Raw genomic sequence first — 17,854 nt, 5'->3', positions numbered from 1 at the left:
CATACCACCCTCCCCGGGCCCGGGCCAGAGGCGTGGGGCGCTGGGCACATCCATTCTCGCCATTAAGTTGTATTTGTGGTAATTCCGAGCGCAGCGTGCAGGGCTGATCGGGGGACGGCAATGAGGCTTGACCCAGGGGAACGAGCGCCAGGGCGCTCAAGGGCGGCGCGCGCCAGAACGCCCGGCCGGGAGCCTCTGACCGCCTTTCCGGGTGGCCTGCCCTCTGCTCATGCAGGCTATACCGGCGATCATCCCGAACTCGATTGCGTCCGCCGACTGCTCCCGGCCGCGACGCTGGCCTGGGCGGCGCTGCGCGCTGACCGCCTGGGCATCGGCGCCGACCGCACCCTCATCACCGCCCGCGCCATGGAAGAGGAAAGCTATGTGCGGGCGCTGGCGTCCGACCTGGGCATCGATTTCGAACCGCTCGACGACAAGATCCGCGCCGATAGCCCGCTCGACGACAGGACACTTGTCGCGAAGGCGGCCGGCGGTTTGCTGTCGCTGACCGATGAAAGTGGCGCGCCGTTCGTTGTCGTCGCGCCTCGCGGTCTCGCCGCGCGCGGTCTGATCCGGCTGATCCGCCGCGATCCGGCCTACGCGGCACGTCTGCGGCTCACCACGTCCGAGCGGATGAACCGATTTGTCGTGCGAGTCGGCGGTCCTGCCCTAGTCTCAGCGGCGACCAGCAATCTTGCCGCGCGCTGGCCAGCGCTGGCGGCCAAGGGCCACTTTGGCCGGAACGGCCTCGCCGTGCTCACCACAATGGCGGCGCTCCTGACGGGGGCGGCGGTCGCGGCCCCCGCACTCACCCAGATGACTATTGAACTGCTGCTGTCGGCCGCGTTTCTGGCGTGGCTCGGCCTGCGCCTGACGGGCGCTTTCGTCGGCGAACGTCCGCCGCCGCCCGATCGGCTGCTGCCGGACAGCGCCTTGCCGGTCTACACCGTCGTTGCCGCGCTCTATCGCGAGGCTAGGTCTGTCGCCGGTCTGCTCGCGGCCATCGAACGGCTCGACTACCCGCCAGAAAAACTGGACATCATCATCGCGGTGGAAGCCGACGACCGCGACACCCGCGCCGCGCTCGCCGCGACCCGAACCAAATTCCCGATCACCGTCATTCCGGTGCCGCCGCAAGGCCCGCGCACCAAGCCCAAAGCACTCAATGTCGCGCTGCCTTTCGCGCGCGGTACTTATACGGTGATCTACGACGCCGAGGACCGGCCTGACCCCGGCCAACTACGCCGCGCGCTGCAAGCCTTTCTCGCCGGCCCCGCCGATCTCGCCTGTGTGCAGGCACGGCTGTGCATCGACAACACCGACGACAGCTGGCTCACCGGCTACTACACCGCCGAATATACCGGCCAGTTCGACGTCTTCATGCCGGGCCTTGCGGCGCTGGGCCTGCCGCTACCGCTCGGCGGCTCATCCAATCATTTCCACACCGAGACCCTGCGCAAGGCCGGCGCCTGGGATCCGTTCAATGTCACCGAGGATGCCGATCTCGGCATGCGGCTGGCGCGATTCGGTTATCGCACCGGCATGATCCGCTCCACCACCTACGAAGAAGCGCCGGCGCGTATCGGAGCCTGGCTGCGCCAGCGCACCCGCTGGTTCAAAGGCTGGATGCAGACCTGGCTGGTCCATATGCGCGAACCCGTGGCGTTGTTACGGCAGCTGGGTCCGGCGGGCTTCGCCGCCTTTCATCTCATGGTCGGCGGCAATGTGCTGGGGGCGCTTGTCCATCCGCTCTTCGTGGTAGCGCTGATCAGTGGGGCGTTCCAAAGCGCCGACACCTCGAATGGCGATCATGTCTCGACCGTTCTGTTCCCGCTCTACGGTGCCACGGCCGTGTTCGGTTATCTCAGTTCGGCCGCCATTGGATGGCTGGGGCTTTCGCGCCGCGGCCTGCGGTCGTCGGCCTGGGTTCTTGCGCTGACGCCGCTGCACTGGGTGCTTCTGTCGGTCGCAGCCTGGCGCGCGCTCTATCAGTTGTTCACCACGCCGTTCGCCTGGGAGAAGACCGAACACGGCCTGGCGCGTTCGTCACGGCGCGCTGTGCGTCTGAGCAAAGCGCTTGCCGACCTCGACAGCGATCTCAGGCTGGCCAAGGACAGCGGACGCCTGCCGACGATCAACGCGGTCGCTACAGGAACTTCCGCAGATCGGCGGCCGCCTCGGCGGGCGAGCGCTTGAGATTGAACGGCGCAACGAAGCGGCCCTGCTTGTCCATCAGATAGACGATGGCGGTGTGGTCCATCGTGTAGTCGTCACCCTTGGTCGGGATCTTCTTGGCGTAGACACGATAAGCCTTGATCGCGACATCGACAGCCGCGCGATCGCCGGTCGCCGCCATCAGGTGCGGATCGAAACTCGACAGATAGTCCTTCATCAACGCCGGCGTGTCGCGCTCGGGATCGACCGAGATGAACAGCGCGTTGACGCGATCGGCGTCCTTGCCGAGCGCGCGGAACATCTCCGACACCTCGAACAAAGTGGTCGGGCAAACGTCAGGACAATGCGTGAAGCCGAAGAATATGAGAAGCGGCTTGCCCTTGAAATCCTCATCGGTGATCGGCTGGCCGTTCTGGTTGACCAGCTTGAACGGGCCCCCGACAGCCGATGCACTCGAAACCGCGTTGTTGCCGAAATTGCCGGTCGCGTACCAAAGCGCGCCGAGGAACAGGCCGAGGCCGGTGAGAAAAGCGGCCAGAACCAGCAGCAGGTGAGTGGAGCGGGAGGTCGTCATCGGCAGGGCATTCCGTCAGAAGGGGACTCGACGCTCAAAAACACGCCGCCAGTCCATTGCGCACCATTTCGAAGAAAACGGTGCTGCCAAAATAGGCCCACAGACCAATGGTGGCGGCGACAAGAATGCCTCCGGCCAGCGAAAGAACCAGCGCAGGCCAGGGGATCGTCGAGGTTTGCGCTGAAACCGGCATCCAGCCCCCTATCGGAACACCATTCGACATCGCGACGCCGATTGGCATCTGGAACAAGGCCATCCGAGGCACCAAATTTACATAAGGCGGATCGCCGCGTCCCGCAATGATCGCGGTGGATAGCGGCGCCGTTAACCATATCCCGTTCGTATGGCGCAAAAATCGCGTGTTTTCGGCAGTTGCGTTGACTCAAAAGGTTAAAGTCGCAATGAATGCCGTTCGGCATCAGTTTAAAGTTTCTCTCCCTATGGAGCTGTCTATGCGTACCGCTTTGGCCCTTCTTGTCGCCGCCTCACTGTCCGCCGCGGGCACGGCGGCCTGGGCCCAGAACGCCCCAGCGCCGGCCGCCACGGCGGCGAAATGCGACAACCCGAATGCGCTGGGCGTCACCCGCGTCGTCGAGATCGACACCACGGGCGCGCCGGGTTTCGGTTTCGAGCACTTCAAGGCTTATGACTTCCTGCGCGACAAGGAAGTCGTGCTCACCTTCGACGACGGCCCGTGGCCGGGCCACACGCCGGCGGTGCTGAAAGCGCTCGCCGACCAGTGCACCAAGGCGCTGTTCTTTGCCATCGGCAAGCATGCTGGCTGGCATCCGGAAATTCTCAAGCGCGTTGCCGCCGAAGGACACACCATCGGCTCGCACACCTGGTCGCACAAGGACCTGTCGCGCCTGACGCAGGAAGAAGCGGTCGCGGAGTTCGAGAAGGGCCTCGCCGCCGTCAGCATCGCGCTCGGCAACAAGCCGGTGCCGCCGTTCTTCCGCTTCCCGGCGCTGCGTCATCCGCCGGAAATGATGAAGTACCTCGCCGACCGCAATGTCGGCATGTTCTCGACTGACCTCGACTCGTTCGACTTCAGAACGCGCAAGCCCGAGCAAGTCGTCGCCAATGTGATGAAGAAGCTCGAGAAGACGGGCAAAGGCATCATCCTGATGCATGACTTCCAGCCGGCGACGGCCGCGGCGACGCCGGAACTGCTCAAGCGTCTCAAGGACGGCGGCTACAAGGTCGTGCAGATCACCGGCAAGACGCCGATCGAGCCGAAGAAGGAATATGTCGACATGGTCATGAAGGAAATCGGCGGCGGCATGGAAGATGCCCGCCCGATGTCGAGCGTGATCAAGACCATCAAGGAAAACTGATCCCTTTCCTCGTAAGGAATCGGCATCGATCGACACAACCGGCCGCGCCTGGCTAACAGCGCGGCCGGTTTCTTTTTGGCACATGCGCCTTTGGATAGCCGGGCGGGCGGCGCTTGCCTTGGACCGCCGATTGAGCGCAGACTTCACCTCGGCTTCCCAATCGAATCATCCTCAGGGAGGCCATACCCGATAACAGGGGCCTCTCGATGGAAGCAGAAGTCCGGAAACCGCTCCGGGCCGCGAAGGACGTATCTCGCATGGCCACGATTAACATGCCGAAGAAAGACAAGGCGGCTGAACCGGATGCGGTCCGCGCAAGCCAGATAAAGCCGGCGATGGCGCGCTATCGCCTCCAGGTCGATCGTCAGACCAAGGCGACCTTCGCGTCGCTCGACGATGCGCGCGCTGCCGGACAGGCGATCAAGAAGGCCTTTCCAGTGGTCCAGGTATCGATCTACGACGCCGAACAGAGTTCGCAGACGCGACTCGATTGAGCCGGCCGCGTTTTATCGGCTGATGCTGCCTAGAGCCGTGAAGATGGAAGACGCTGCGGTCGCGTGGTCGTAGACGATACGGCTCGCGACGATGAATAATGTCGTCGCCAGAACGAGGCGCAAGGCGCGCTCGGGAATGCGGATCGCAAAATAGCTGCCGACAAAAATGCCGGGCAGAGAACCGGCCAGCAGCGAAGTGATGATGTGCCAGTCGACCGAGCCCATCCACCAATGACCGGCGCCCGCAATCAGCGTCAGCGGCACGGCATGCGCAATATCGGAGCCGATGGTCCGCACCATCGACAACTGCGGGTAAAGCATCATCAGCGCGACGACGCCGATCGCGCCCGCGCCAACCGACGATATCGATACCAGCACGCCCAGAATCGCGCCGACGACGACGGTGGATATTGCAGTACGCCGCTCGTCGAGCATGACGACACGGCTGCGGTACCAGCCGACGATCGGCTGCCCGAACACCAGCACGAAAGCCGTGAGGAACAGCGCAAAGCCGAGAACGAAAGTAATGAGATGGCTCGCCGCGGCGCCATCGAGGTTGAGATGCGACAAGGCCGCGATGGTGACGAAGGTCGCTGGAACGCTGCCCGTCGCCAGCCGGCGCACGACGCGCCAGTCGATGCTGCGCCCATAGCCATGCACCAGACTGCCGCCGGTCTTCGTCGCCGCGGCATAGAGTAGATCGGTGCCCACTGCCGTTGCCGGATGGATCCCGAACAGCAGAATGAGCAGCGGTGTCATCAGCGACCCGCCGCCAACGCCCGTCATGCCGACCAGAAGACCGACAGCAAAGCCGGATAACGAATAAAGCGGATCGATCATCGAGGTCCCGTCAGGCCGCAATGGCCTCCTGTCGTTTTAAGCACAGCGGACGAGAACAGCAATTACAAGCTGTCGTTGACAAAACAAGAATATCCGAGGGGAGAAATATCATCTTGACAACAAGCGTAACGAAATTTTCGCTCTCTTCAAACACGATATACCGAACGAAAATACCTCTTCGGCGTTTGCTACCCACAACGATCTGGTTGCCGCAACCGCAGGAACGCTCCTCGTGTCCAATATCGTGACGATCACCATCAATCCCGCCGTCGACATTTTCGTCGACGTCGAGCGCGTCGAGCCGACCCGAAAGATGCGCTGCTCGTCGCCCAAGCGCGACCCCGGCGGTGGCGGCATCAATGTTGCGCGCGTCGCTTATCGTCTCGGCGGCGACGTCACCGCGATCTACCCGGCCGGCGGCGTCATCGGCAAATTGCTGCAAAAACTGCTCGACCGCGAAGGAATCAACAGCGTGGCAACGCCGTCGCATGTCGAGACGCGCGAGAATTTCACCGCCTACGAGACGACAAGCGGCGAGCAGTATCGCTTCGTGCTGCCTGGCTCGCGGCTGCACCGCGCCGAATGGGAAGCGTGCCTTGACCGGCTGACCGCGATCGAGGGCAAGCCTGCCTTCGTCGTTTCCAGCGGCAGCATTCCGCCCGGTGTGCCGGACGATTTCTTTGCCCGCGTCAATCGCGAAGCGCGCAAGCTCGGCGCCCGCACCGTGGTCGATACATCCGGCGATGCGCTGAAGGAAGCGATCGCCGAGGGCGTCGACATTATCAAGCCGAACCTTAACGAGCTCAGCGAGTTCACTGGCCAGACGCTCGACAGCGACGCCGCCTGCGTCACCGCCTGCCGCACGCTGATCGACGACGGCCGCGTCGCCATGATCGCGCTCACGCTCGGCGGCGACGGCGCGATGCTGGTGACAAAGGATCGCGCGCTCAAGGCTCAGCCGATGAAGATAGAAGTGGTGAGCGCGGTCGGCGCCGGCGACAGCTTTCTTGGCGGTCTGGTCTGGGCGCTGGCGCAGGGGCAATCGGAGAACGATGCCTTCCGCGTCGCCGTCGCCGCCGGCACCGCCGCGGTGATGAGTCCCGGCACCGAATTGTGCCGCGAAGCCGAAGTGAAGCGGCTGTTGCCGAAGGTGGAGATCACGGAGATCGGCGGGTAACCCGCTAAAGCGCCCACGAAAGCGGGGCATCCAATACCCCACCGAGAGGATTGTGTTTACTGGATCGCCCGCTTTCGCGGGCGATGACCTCTGTGCCCACGCCCTACTTCGTATCCAGCGCGAACACCCCGTTCCAGTCCGCGGGCGGGGCTTCCTTCTGAAAGCCGGCGATGCGCAAGGTGTAGATATCGACGAGTCGGTCGAGCCCGAAGGGCTGCACCGCCTCGCGGCAGCGCAGGATCATCCGCTCGGCAGCGTCGAAATCCTGGCTGCGATAGGCTGCCAGCATCTCGCCGAACACCCGGCGCAGCTGCAGATACGGCTCACTGCGCGCAACATCGGCGGCGCCCAGCACGGTGTAGACCGTCTCGGGCTCGGTCTTGCCCTTCACCGTGATCTTGTCGAGTTCCAGCGTGGCGAATTTGTCGCCGATCGCCTTGGCAGTGCCGCTGCCGATGATGATGCCGACGCCGTAGTTTTTGGACTGGCCTTCGAGCCGCGAAGCGAGGTTCACGGCATCGCCGAGCACCGAATAGTTGAAGCGCAGGTCCGACCCCATATTGCCGACGACGCAGCGGCCGGTGTTGATGCCGACCCCGATCTTGATCGGGATGAAGCGCTGGCCTGTGGCCGCTGCTTCCTTTTCACGCTGTTCGTTGAGCACTTCGACCCGGCGCAGCATCTCCAGCGCCGCCGCGCAGGCGTGGGCCTCGTGGTTCGCATCGTGCAGCGGCGCATTCCAGAACGCCATGATGGCGTCGCCGATATATTTATCGATGGTGCCCTGGTTCTCGATGATGGCGTTGGTCAGCGGCGTCAGAAAGTTGTTCATCAGGGTGGTGAGGCCCTGCGGATCGTCCTTGTACAATTCGGAAATGGTGGTGAAGCCGCGCACGTCCGAGAACATGATCGACATGGTGCGGTCTTCACCGCCGAGCGTCAGCGTCTCATGTGAATGCGCCAGCTGCGACACCAGTTCCGGCGACAGATACTGGCCGAAGGCGGTACGGATGCGGTGGCGCTGCAACTGCTCGCGGAAATAGTTGGTGAAGATCAGCGTCAGGTAGATCAGGAAGGTGGCGAGCAACGGAAAGGTCGCGTCCAGCATCATGCGCTGTTGCGCGAACAGATACCACGAGCCGGCGACGATCGCCGCTGCGACCAGCGCGCCGAGGCCGACCATCATCGCCGCGCCGAGGATCGGGCCGAGTGCAATGATCGTGAGGCCGAACAGAACGGCGGTCACCAGCTCGGCGCCGATGGCATAGCCGGGCCGCGCCAGCACCGATTTCGACAGGATGCTCTCCAGCACTTGCGCATGGACCTCAACGCCGGACATCGCCGGATCGATCGGCGTTGCCTTGATGTCGCGCAAGCCCACGGCGGAGGTACCGACCAGCACCAGCTTGCGCGCGATGCGCTCCAGCGGCACGCGGCCTTCGAGCACGTCCTTCGCCGACACGTAGCGGTTGGCGTCGTAAGGCGCGAAATGAATCCAGAGCTGGCCCTGGCCGTCGGTCGGAATATCGAGCGCCGGAATGGCGACGCTGCGCACGCCGGCCGGATCGCCGTTGACGCGGAAGGCAGACGCCCGCGTCACGACGCGCAGCATGTCCAGCGTCATCGCCGGCATCAGCGTGTCCTGCGCGATCATCAGCATCGGCACGCGGCGCACGATGCCGTCAGGCTCAGGCCGCATGGTCAGCATGCCGCGGCCGGCCGCCGCCTGCTCCAGCACCGGCAGGTTGCCGATCAGGCCGGGATAATTGAGCAGGAAGCGGCGCGGGTCCGGTCCCATCATGGCGAAGCCGACTTGCGGCGGCTTGGCCGCGCCATCCGGCAGATGATGGCCGGACTCGCCGAGCACGACGCGCGATTGCCGCATGGCCTCGGCGAACACGGCGTCGTTGTCCGGCAGCTTGCGCAGTTCATCGCGCGTCGCCGCGTCGAGATTACGGAAGCTGTCGGCAGCGACCGCTGGCGACATGCGGTCGGGCTCGGCGAAGATGATATCGTAGGCGATCACGGCGGCGCCGAGGCGCGTCAGCCTGGTGTTGAGATCGGCGAGCAAGGTGCGCGGCCACGGCCATTGGCCGAGAGCCTTGAGGCTGGCCTCGTCGATGTCGACAATCACCGCCGGGCGCAAGGCCGCCTCGCGCGGCTTGATGCGCTGGTAGAGATCGAAGGTCCGGCTGCGCAGCGCTTCGAGCGGCGCCGGATCGGCGATGCGCAACATGACGAGCGCCGCCAGGAGGGCAAGACTCACCGCCCGACCGATGCCGAACCAGCGACCGAAACGTCGGACGATCGCCATGCTCACTTCTCGCGGAAGGCGCGCATGAACTGATCGTAGAGCGGCTTCATCAGATAGGAGATAACGGTGCGCTCACCGGTCTGCACGAAGGCCTCGACCGGCATGCCGGGCAGGAGCTTCAATTCGCCAAGCTTCTTCAGTTCCTCCGGCGGCAAGCCGATACGGATGGTGTAATAGCTCAAGCCGGTGCGCTGATCGGTCGAGGTGTCGGCCGACACGCGCGTCACCTCGCCGTCGATCTCCGGCGTGGTACGGGTATCGAAGGCCGAGAAGCGCAGCACCGCGGGCTGACCGACCTTGACCTGGGCGATGTCCTGCGGCTGCACCTTGGCCTCGACCTGCAGCCGGTCGTTGTCGGGCACGATATACATAATCGGATCGGACGCGGTGATCACGCCGCCGATCGTATGCACCGACGACTGGAACACGAAGCCGGTCTGCGGCGCGCGGATGTCGATCCTGCGCAACTGATCCTCGGCGGTGATCTTGCGCTCGACGAACTCGCCGATCTTGCCGTCGGTCTCGCGCAATTCCTTGGCGACCTCGCTCGACAGGTTCTGGTCGATCTGGATGATCTGCAATCTGATTTCGGCGATCTTGCCTTTCGATTGCGCCGCGACCGCAATGAGCTGCGCCCGCTCGCCGCCGAGCCGCGCCATTTCGCGCTCGAGCTGGGTGAGGCGCGAGAGCTGCACCAGGTTCTTGTTGTAAAGGTCCCGCACGCCGGCAAGTTCACGGGCAATCAGGTCGAGTTCCTGGGCCTTAGCGGCCTGCTGCGCCTCGATGCCGCCGATCTCTTGCTCGAGTTGGGCGACGCGCTGGCTCAGTTGCGCCTTCTGGCCGGTGCGCTCGGTACGGCGCAATTCGAACAGCTTCTGCTCGCTGGTGAGCGTCGCGGCGATGTCGGGGTCCTTGCTGCGCGCCACCAGATCGGTCGGGAAGGCGATGGCTTCAACACCGTCGCGCTCGGCCTCGAGCCGCGCCTTGCGCGCCAGTTGCTGATCGAGCCCCTTGGCGACGATCGCCAGGTTGGCGCGCATCACCGTTTCGTCGAGGCGCACCAGTATGTCGCCGGCCTTGACGTGATCGCCGTCGCGCACACGCAGTTCGCCGACAATGCCGCCCGTCGGATGCTGGACCTTCTGTACGTTCTGGTCGACCACCACCGAGCCTTGCGCAATCAACGCACCCGACAGTTTCACCGTCGCCGCCCAGCCGCCGACGCCACCGCCGAGCAGGACCACAATCATCAGGCCGACGATCAGATGTCGCCGGATCGAGGCGCGCGCCGCCGAGTTTGGCTGCGGGCTCATGACGCCTGCCCTTCCGACCGCGCGTTGATCGGCGTCGCCGCGGCGACACCGGGCGGGCGCTGCAACACCTTGGCCAGCACTTCGTCCTTCGGTCCGAAGGCCTGCACGCGCCCCTGATTGAGCACGAGAATCTGATCGACGCCCGCGATCGCGCTCGGCCGATGGGCGATGACGACGACGATGCCCTTGCGCTCGCGGATGCCGAGGATGGCGCGTGTCAATGCGGTGTCGCCCTCGGCATCGAGATGTGAGTTCGGCTCGTCGAGCACTACCAGAAACGGATTGCGATAGACGGCGCGGGCGAGCGCGACGCGCTGCGCCTGCCCGGCTGACAGAGACTCGCCGTGGTCGCCGACCGGCGTCTCGTAACCTTGCGGCAGCGCCACGATCATTTCGTGGACGCCGACGGCTTTGGCGGCGGCAATGACGGCTTCGGCTTCCGGCTTGTCCTCGAAGCGGGCGATGTTCTCCGCGACCGTGCCGGCGAGCAGCTCGACGTCCTGCGGCAGATAGCCGATATGCGGGCCCAGTTGCTCCGGCGACCACTGATCGAGGGCGGCACCGTCGAGCCGCACCTTGCCGCGCGCAGACGGCCACACGCCGACCAGAACGCGCGCCAGCGACGACTTGCCCGAGCCGCTCGGTCCGATGATACCGAGGCCCTGCCCGGCTTCCAGCTTGAACCCAACCTCCTGCACCAACACTTTGTTGGTGCCCGGCGCGGTGGCGGCGACGCCTTCGACAATGAGCCGGTGCGACGGCGCCGGCAACGCCATGGGCTGCTGCGGCGCCGGCATCGCCTCGAGCAGATTGTTCAGACGTTTCCAGCTCTGCCGCGCGGCGACGAAGCCTTTCCAGTTGGCGATGGCCAGATCGACCGGCGCCAGCGCCCGCGCGCTGAGGATCGAGCTGGCGATGATGATGCCGGCGCTCGCCTGCTGATTGATGACCAGCCAGGCACCGACCGCGAGCACGGCCGATTGCAGCAGCATGCGCAGCACCTTCGACGCTGCGCCGAGGCCGCCGCCGATGTCGCTGGTCCGCTGCTGGTTTGACAGATAAGCGCCGTTGGCCCTGGCCCAGCGCGCCGCCAGGCGCGGCAGCATACCCATGGCGATCAGCGCCTCGGCATTACGCCGGCTCGACTCCGCGATGTTGCTGCGCGCGGCCGCCGCCTCCATCGCCGCCTTCGACGGCGCCTGCGTCATCATCTCGGTCGCCACCGTCAGCGCGACGAGAATGATAGCGCCGCCGAGCGCCGTGAGACCGATGAGCGGGTGGAAGACGAAGCAGATGGCAAGATAGAGCGGAATCCAGGGCAGGTCGAACAGCGCCACCGGGCCGAGCCCGGACAGATAGGAACGCACGGCGTCGAGATCGCGCAGCGGCTGGTTGCCGTCGCCGCGCGTACCGATACGCAGGGGCAAACGGACCAGAGTGTCGTAGACCCGACCGCTCAGGGATTCATCGAGCGCGGCGCCGACGCGGGCCAGAATACGGGAGCGGATGGCATCGAGCACGCCGAGCGCGGCGAACAGAACGACGACGAGAATAAACAGGCCCACGAGGGTCGGCACGCTGCGGCTGGGAAGCACGCGGTCATAGACCTCGAGCATGAACAGGGCGCCGGTGAGCATGAGGATGTTGCTCATGCCCGAGATTAGCCCGGTGCCGACGAATGCGCCGCGGCAGGCCGCGAGCGCATCCGAGAGTTCGGAACGGGGCTTGGTTGACCGGGGTCCGGCTTGCATCAGCCGATATTATACTGGGCCGGGTGGAAGATGAAATCCGCGGCCGTGAGCTGATTGGGATCGACGTCGACCAGAGTGATCGTGTCGCCGCCGCCAAAGTCGATCAGAGTCGTGTGATGGCCGTCCTGCCCGATGTCGGTGATGTCGGCATTTTGCTTCAATTCATTGAAGCTTGAGAAACTGAAGCCGTCGAGCGCGATGACGTCGCCCTGACCGGCGTGGCCGGAGAAGTCTTCGATCCTATCCTCGCCGCCGCCCGGCTGGAAAACGAAGGCGTCGGAGCCGCCATTGCCTGTCATGGCATCATTGCCGTCACTGCCGATCAGGACATTGTTGCCGCTGCCGCCGATCATGATGGACGCACTGGCGGCGACAAGGATGCGGTCGTCGGTGGATTGCGACTGATCGAGACTGGCGGCCTGCGTCACCGTAACGGTGGCGCTGTCCGTCAAACGGGTGTCGGAAACCGTGTAAGTGAAAGTTCGGTTGTCGCCGGCGAGGCCGTTCAGATCGACGGTCACCTGATCGTCGCAGTGGGAAGCCGAAATCGGTGCCGCGGCATTGCTCACCGTTTCCACGGACAGGAAGCCATCGGGATCGTTGTCGTTCCGCAGCAGAACCCAGTCCGGAATGTCGAAAGAGCCGCTTGCATTGGTGAACACGCTGTCATTCGACGGGTTCGGCCCGTCCTGATCGTAGACATGCACCGTGATGCTGGCGCTCGCCTTGTCGCCGTCATTGTCCACGAGGGTATATCGGAACACCTCGTTGCTCGAATGATCGACATTGTCCGGCGGCGTATAGGTCCAGTCACCGGCTTGATGGGCCTGGCCTTCGTCGCCGAAATAGAAGGTGAGAATGCCGCCGAGCGCCGTCGTTACCGTGAGCGAGGAAGCGGTATGGCTCCACTGCGCCTGCGAACTCGACGACACCGTATTGAGGCCGTCCCAGGTATAGGTCTGACCATCGACGGCGATCGACAGGATGCGGCCGCCATCGCCGCCGAAATCTGCGCCATCGTCGAAAATGTTATGGGTCGCGACGAAAGTGCCTTGCAGCGTGTCGTTAAGATCTGTCGCCGAATCGATCACGATGGGCGCGAAGTTCGGGTTGGTCGAACTCCAGGCGATCGGCGCAAGGTCCGCATCGTTCACATTGGTGCTGATGCCAATCGCGTAGGAAATGTCGACGTTATTGCTTTGCAGGAACGACTCCCAGGTTCCCGCATTCGCACCGTGACCGGAACTCGGCTCGCCGTCGGAGATGAAATAAGCGACCGTTTTCGACGCGGAGCTCGGGCCCTGCCCCCAATTGTCGGCGACTGCATCGAGCGCCGTGTCGTAATAGGTGCCGCCTCCCGGCTGGAGCGACTGAACGTACTGGTTGGCCTGCGCGGCGCTGACCCAGTGATTGCCATCAACATCGTAGACATAGGCCTGGCCGTCAAAGGCGACCACCATGACCTGGTTGATCGGAACCGAACTGGATTCAAGAAGGTTCTCAATCGCCTGCTTGGCCAGATCGAGACGGGATACGCCTTGCGACACCTCGGAACCCATACTTCCCGAAACATCGAGAATAAAGACCAGGTTATATGACGACGCCGCCGTCCCCGCGACGACATCGGCCGACACACCCTTCGCCACCGGCAGATGATCCTCGACCGCGGAGCTCGAATCGATGCCATCGCTGACGGAGACCGAATAGCTCACCGGGTCGCCGCTGCCGTCCGGCACGAACTTCACGCGACCGTTCGCGATGTCGTCGGCCGTGAACGTCACCGGCCCCTGCTGGAACGACTGTATCGAGAACAGGTTGTTCGACCCTGAATCGACCACGAACTCGCCGCCAGTAACGTTCGTCACCGTGAAGATCACGTTCGGGCCGTCGGGATCGGTAACGCTGAAATCGCTCGACGTCAGAACGACCGGGTCATCGCCGCTCACATTGAAGTTGAAGTAATTCAGCACCGGCGCGTCGTTCACGGCGGTGACGTTGAGAGTTACCGTCGTCGACAACAGCGCCGAGTTGCCGTCACCTGCCGAAATGCTCAAGGTGGCCGGGCCGTTGTAATCCTGCGACGGCGTATAAGTGAGGCCGTTCAGGGCGGCGGCGATCGCCGCCGGCGAGCCGCTGAAGGTCATCGCGCCATCGTTAGCACCGTCACCGGCGCTGAACGTCAACCCGGCGACATTGCCGAGGCTGAGCACGCCGTTCGTCACCGACAAGGTAACGGTCAGGGTCGAACTGTCATTATCGACGATGGAAATGGCTCTCGAACCGCCGAAGACGAGCGGCGTGTCTTCCGCCGTGGTCAACGACAAGGGCGCGAATGTAACCGGCGGCAAATTCACCGGAAGCGGCACCGTGATGGTCGGCGGACCGTCCGGGTCCTTGATGAGGGTTTCGATGACGGCGTGCGTCAGCGGCGTGACAGTGCCGTTATTGCCCGGATTGTCCTGGAACAGCGTGATCTTAAATCTGTCGTCGACCGGAATCTGGGTGTGCGGCCCGCCTTGCGGCGATTGTGGGTTGGGACTTTGCTGTTGCTGCTGCTGGAAGAACTGCTGCAGCAACTGGTCGCCGATCGCCTTGATGTTGACGATCTGCTGCAGCGCCTGGAGTTCGAGGGCGAGCTGCGCCGGAGATTTCTGAATCTCGTCGGCGACGACCTGCAGCGGTCCGACCGGCCGCACCACGATGAGCGGGCCGTCCTGCACGACGTTGGCGATGATCTGGCCCTGCTGATTGATGATAACCGCGCCGGTCGCGCTCTGCGACACGTAGAACTGCACGGTGCCATCGCTCGCCGTGGTGACGCCGCCGACGGTGCCACGGATGCCCATGGTCGCGACCGGCGTGCCGATGCGCATGTCACCGGAATGCGCGACTTCGCCGGAAATGAAGGTGAGCGAGCCCTGGATCAGGTCGAGCAGTTGCGAGTTGCCCGTGTTGCTCGGCGAATAGATGAACTCGCTGACCACGATCCGCGTATTGGCGGTCAGGTTGAGTGTCGAGCCATCGTTGAAGGTGACGGCCATGGTGCCACCCGCGGTCTGCAGCACATCGGCGCGCAGCACGGGATCGCCCGGACGCACCGTAACCGGTACGCCATTGCGCAGGATGGTCGAGTCGGAGCTTGCGGTGACGACGCGGCCGACCGCATCGCTTGCCGCGGGGGCCGGCGGCGTGGCCTGCGCATATTGATGCGGCGCGACCGACTTCGTCAGCGCTTCGACCAGATCGGGCGACAGGCGCGCGCCTTCGTGAGACATCAGCGAGGCCCGTTCGCCGATACCGAAGTAGTCGCTAACAATGGCGCGGTCGCCGCTGTGGCCGTCGATATGAAGGTCGTTGCCGCTGCGGGTGAAGTCCGAATTGAACAGCAGATGCGCGTCGGCGATCGTGGCGGTCGCGCCATGCGCGCCTTGCTCCACGGTGACGAGCGCCGGCGCCTTCGGCTCGCCCATATCGGCGAACGCGAAGCCTTGCGCGTCGAACACATCCGTTTCGCGTAACATGCCCCTGACCGCCCCGACGGCCGCGATAAGATCGGATTACCGCCCGGCTCGCCCACCTTGCCAGAATTGGGCTCGGCGCCAGCGGGTCGGGTCTTTAACAGGTCGTTTATAGTATACACTCCGCAAAATCGCCGGGAAAATCCGGAAAATCGCGGAATTATCATTAATCGGGGGCCAAACAGGCTCATTTCGGCAACTGCCGACAAATTGGGCTGCGCCGAGCCCGAATTTGCAACCTGCCGATGCGTTTTACGGAGACGCCCGCGAAGGCCTCCCTTTCCGGGGCCCTATTGGCCGCACGCCAAGGCGCCGAACCGCGGCATCCGCCCGATCCCTTCCAATTGAAGCTTATTCCGACCGCCGGCCGGTCTGCCGTGATCGGCATCACACCGGGGCCAACGATCCTGCGGCACATTGGCCACGCGATGGCCGGAGCCCCGCAGCCTTCCTGGCGATCCGCTAGGATGCAGGGCAAATGATTCCAAGAAACGACCGAAGGCGGCGGACTTCATGCGCGTACGATTCTGGGGAGTGAGGGGCAGCATCGCCTGCCCGGGCGCCGACACGATCCGTTACGGCGGCAATACGCCCTGCATCGAGGTCCACTGCGGCGACCATGTGCTGATCTTCGACGCCGGCACCGGACTGCGTCAGCTCGGCAACGCGCTGGTGAAAAATAGTATGCGCCGCGATGCCGATATCTTCCTCACCCACTGCCATCTCGACCACGTCACCGGTCTGCCATTCTTCGCGCCGTTCTTCGTCGACGGCTACAAGGTCGGCATCTGGGCCGGCAACCTGCTGCCCGACGGCAGCGTCGAGCAGGTGATGCGCAAGATCATGAGTTCGCCGCTGTTTCCAGTCGAAGTCGAGATCTTCCGCGCTGGCATCGAGTATCACGACTTCGTCTCGGGCGACGTGCTCAAGCCGCATCCCGGCATCGTCCTGCACACCGCGCCGCTCGACCATCCCGACGGCGCCAGCGGCTATCGCCTCGAATACGGCGGCAAGGTGTTCGCGCTGATCAGCGACACGTCCGGCTTCCCCGGCAGACGCGACCGCGAACTGGTGACGCTGGCGCGCAACGCCGATCTCATCGTCTATGATGCGACCTTCACCGAGGAAGAAATAAAGACCCGTGAGACCTGGGGCCACTCGACCTGGAATCGTGGCGTCAAGCTCGCCAATGAGGCCGGCGCCAAAACCCTCTGCCTGTTTCATCACGACCCGTCGCACGACGACGACTTCATGGACGCGCTGGCCGCCGACGCCGCCGACGCTCGCCCCGGCACGCTGACCGCGCGCGAGGGGCAGATCATCGATCTGTAGCGCTACGTAGCCGGATCCCGGCAGCATCGTCCACGAAGAATTAATGCTGAATCGTTCGTTGCCGTCATTTAAATTTTTAGACAAGTCCGCACGCGCGCATTGACGCTGCCCGGCAAAGTATCCGCCGTGGAACTTCTCACTTAACCGGCCGGCAGAGACCGGCATTCTATCGATAGCCCTACGAGCGGACCGACACCGGCCAACAGGACCGGTGCGCCGCTCCCATGGGAGCGTTCGATGGCTATCCGGTCGCAATGGCGAGCGTGGCTTTGTCTTGGCGCGATCCTCGGTCTGATCGTGTTCTGCGCGTGCCACAACAGAGCCCGCGCCGAACCTTTCATGTCGTCGATGCAGATCGCGCTGGCGCCATTCGATGCGCCTGCCGAATCGCCGGCGCCGCTCGCCGCGCCCTTCGGCCTGACGCAGTCGGCGATTTCGGAAGCGTCGGCGCAGGCGATGGCCGCGAAATGGAGGAGCCTGCAGGCCATAGTCGCGCTCGAGACGCGCGTCATTGCGCTGTGCCGGCAATTGCCGGACGCCTGCCCGCCTTCGACGGCGCACTTCCTGACGATCGTCGATGCGGCGCGCGAGGAGACCGGGCGCACCCGCGCCGGGCTGATCAACCGCGCCGTCAATCTCGCCATCCGCTTCTCGCGCGACACCGCGCAGTTCGGCGCCGCCGATGTCTGGCAATCGCCTCTGATGACCTTCGCATCGGGTAGCGGCGACTGCGAGGATTATGCGATTGCCAAATACGTGGCGTTGCGCGAAGCCGGCATGAGCGCCGACGACCTCAAATTTGTCATCGTCCATGACGCTCGCGTTGGCGAGGACCACGCCATCACCGCGGCGCGCATCGATGGCGAGTGGCTCATCCTCGATAACCGCAAGATGCTGCTGCTCACCGATGCGCAGGCGTCGGATATCAAGCCGCTCATCGCTCTGGGTGAGGACACGCCGAAGCCGGTGTTGGTGCGCGATGCGGGACTGGACGGATGGTTTGTGGCGGCGGCCGCGTTCGGCTGACGG

Annotated in this window: 13 protein-coding genes; 6 read left to right on the top strand and 7 right to left on the bottom strand. The window is 64.1% G+C overall.

The genetic code is table 11. The features are described 5' to 3' along the window. The first annotated feature begins 120 nt into the window (after window positions 1-120). Window positions 121-2,196, top strand: a complete 2,076-nt coding sequence (locus tag E8Q40_RS04745) for a glycosyltransferase (protein ID WP_137043303.1) — start codon at window positions 121-123, stop codon at window positions 2,194-2,196. Here E8Q40_RS04745 and E8Q40_RS04740 read toward each other — a convergent pair. Then, entirely contained in the window at window positions 2,147-2,749 is a 603-nt protein-coding gene (locus E8Q40_RS04740) for an SCO family protein (protein WP_137043302.1), read from the bottom strand. The genes E8Q40_RS04745 and E8Q40_RS04740 overlap by 50 nt on opposite strands. Window positions 2,750-2,783: 34 nt before the next feature. Beyond that, window positions 2,784-3,005, bottom strand: coding sequence for a hypothetical protein (locus E8Q40_RS04735; RefSeq protein ID WP_137043301.1), 222 nt, complete (start codon window positions 3,003-3,005; stop codon window positions 2,784-2,786). A 196-nt stretch (window positions 3,006-3,201) separates the two neighbouring features. Between E8Q40_RS04735 and E8Q40_RS04730 the strand changes: the two genes are divergently transcribed. Further along, complete coding sequence (locus E8Q40_RS04730) at window positions 3,202-4,086, top strand: polysaccharide deacetylase family protein (protein ID WP_137043300.1); 885 nt, start codon at window positions 3,202-3,204, stop codon at window positions 4,084-4,086. A 257-nt stretch (window positions 4,087-4,343) separates the two neighbouring features. Beyond that, the gene (locus E8Q40_RS04725) at window positions 4,344-4,580 is read left to right on the top strand and encodes a hypothetical protein (RefSeq protein WP_137043299.1); all 237 of its coding nucleotides are present in this window, start codon (window positions 4,344-4,346) and stop codon (window positions 4,578-4,580) included. Window positions 4,581-4,592: 12 nt separating this feature from the next. Here the strand turns inward: E8Q40_RS04725 and E8Q40_RS04720 are convergent, their stop codons facing one another. Then, window positions 4,593-5,420: a sulfite exporter TauE/SafE family protein gene (locus E8Q40_RS04720; RefSeq protein ID WP_137043298.1), complete on the bottom strand. Its 828-nt coding sequence runs from the start codon at window positions 5,418-5,420 to the stop codon at window positions 4,593-4,595. A gap of 232 nt (window positions 5,421-5,652) precedes the next feature. On the opposite strand from E8Q40_RS04720, the gene E8Q40_RS04715 reads away from it, so the two are divergent. After that, window positions 5,653-6,597, top strand: a complete 945-nt coding sequence (locus E8Q40_RS04715) for a 1-phosphofructokinase family hexose kinase (protein WP_137043297.1) — start codon at window positions 5,653-5,655, stop codon at window positions 6,595-6,597. Window positions 6,598-6,700: 103 nt separating this feature from the next. Here the strand turns inward: E8Q40_RS04715 and E8Q40_RS04710 are convergent, their stop codons facing one another. The 4 genes from E8Q40_RS04710 to E8Q40_RS04695 are packed head-to-tail and all read right to left on the bottom strand — an operon-like array spanning window position 6,701 to window position 15,496. Continuing rightward, window positions 6,701-8,911 (bottom strand): CHASE2 domain-containing protein, encoded by a 2,211-nt coding sequence (locus E8Q40_RS04710; RefSeq protein ID WP_137043296.1) that lies wholly within the window; start codon window positions 8,909-8,911, stop codon window positions 6,701-6,703. A gap of 2 nt (window positions 8,912-8,913) precedes the next feature. Then, the gene (locus tag E8Q40_RS04705; protein WP_137043295.1) at window positions 8,914-10,224 is read right to left on the bottom strand and encodes an HlyD family type I secretion periplasmic adaptor subunit; all 1,311 of its coding nucleotides are present in this window, start codon (window positions 10,222-10,224) and stop codon (window positions 8,914-8,916) included. After that, window positions 10,221-11,975 carry a type I secretion system permease/ATPase gene (locus E8Q40_RS04700; protein WP_137043294.1) on the bottom strand — a complete coding sequence of 585 codons (1,755 nt, stop codon included), beginning with the start codon at window positions 11,973-11,975 and terminating at the stop codon, window positions 10,221-10,223. The genes E8Q40_RS04705 and E8Q40_RS04700 overlap by 4 nt, the downstream gene beginning before the upstream one ends. Continuing rightward, window positions 11,975-15,496, bottom strand: a complete 3,522-nt coding sequence (locus tag E8Q40_RS04695) for a VWA domain-containing protein (protein WP_137043293.1) — start codon at window positions 15,494-15,496, stop codon at window positions 11,975-11,977. Before E8Q40_RS04695 ends, E8Q40_RS04700 begins: the two co-directional genes overlap by 1 nt. 531 nt (window positions 15,497-16,027) lie before the next feature. On the opposite strand from E8Q40_RS04695, the gene E8Q40_RS04690 reads away from it, so the two are divergent. Both E8Q40_RS04690 and E8Q40_RS04685 read left to right on the top strand, forming a co-directional pair. Further along, on the top strand, window positions 16,028-16,825 hold the full coding sequence (locus tag E8Q40_RS04690; RefSeq protein ID WP_246663000.1) for an MBL fold metallo-hydrolase: 798 nt from the start codon (window positions 16,028-16,030) through the stop codon (window positions 16,823-16,825). Window positions 16,826-17,062: 237 nt separating this feature from the next. Next, complete coding sequence (locus E8Q40_RS04685) at window positions 17,063-17,851, top strand: transglutaminase-like cysteine peptidase (protein WP_246662999.1); 789 nt, start codon at window positions 17,063-17,065, stop codon at window positions 17,849-17,851. The last annotated feature ends 3 nt before the right edge of the window (window positions 17,852-17,854 follow it).

It is taken from the genome of Pseudolabrys sp. FHR47 (assembly GCF_005153485.1).
GTDB lineage: Bacteria > Pseudomonadota > Alphaproteobacteria > Rhizobiales > Xanthobacteraceae > Pseudolabrys.
This window is presented reverse-complemented; position numbering and strand designations above follow the sequence as displayed.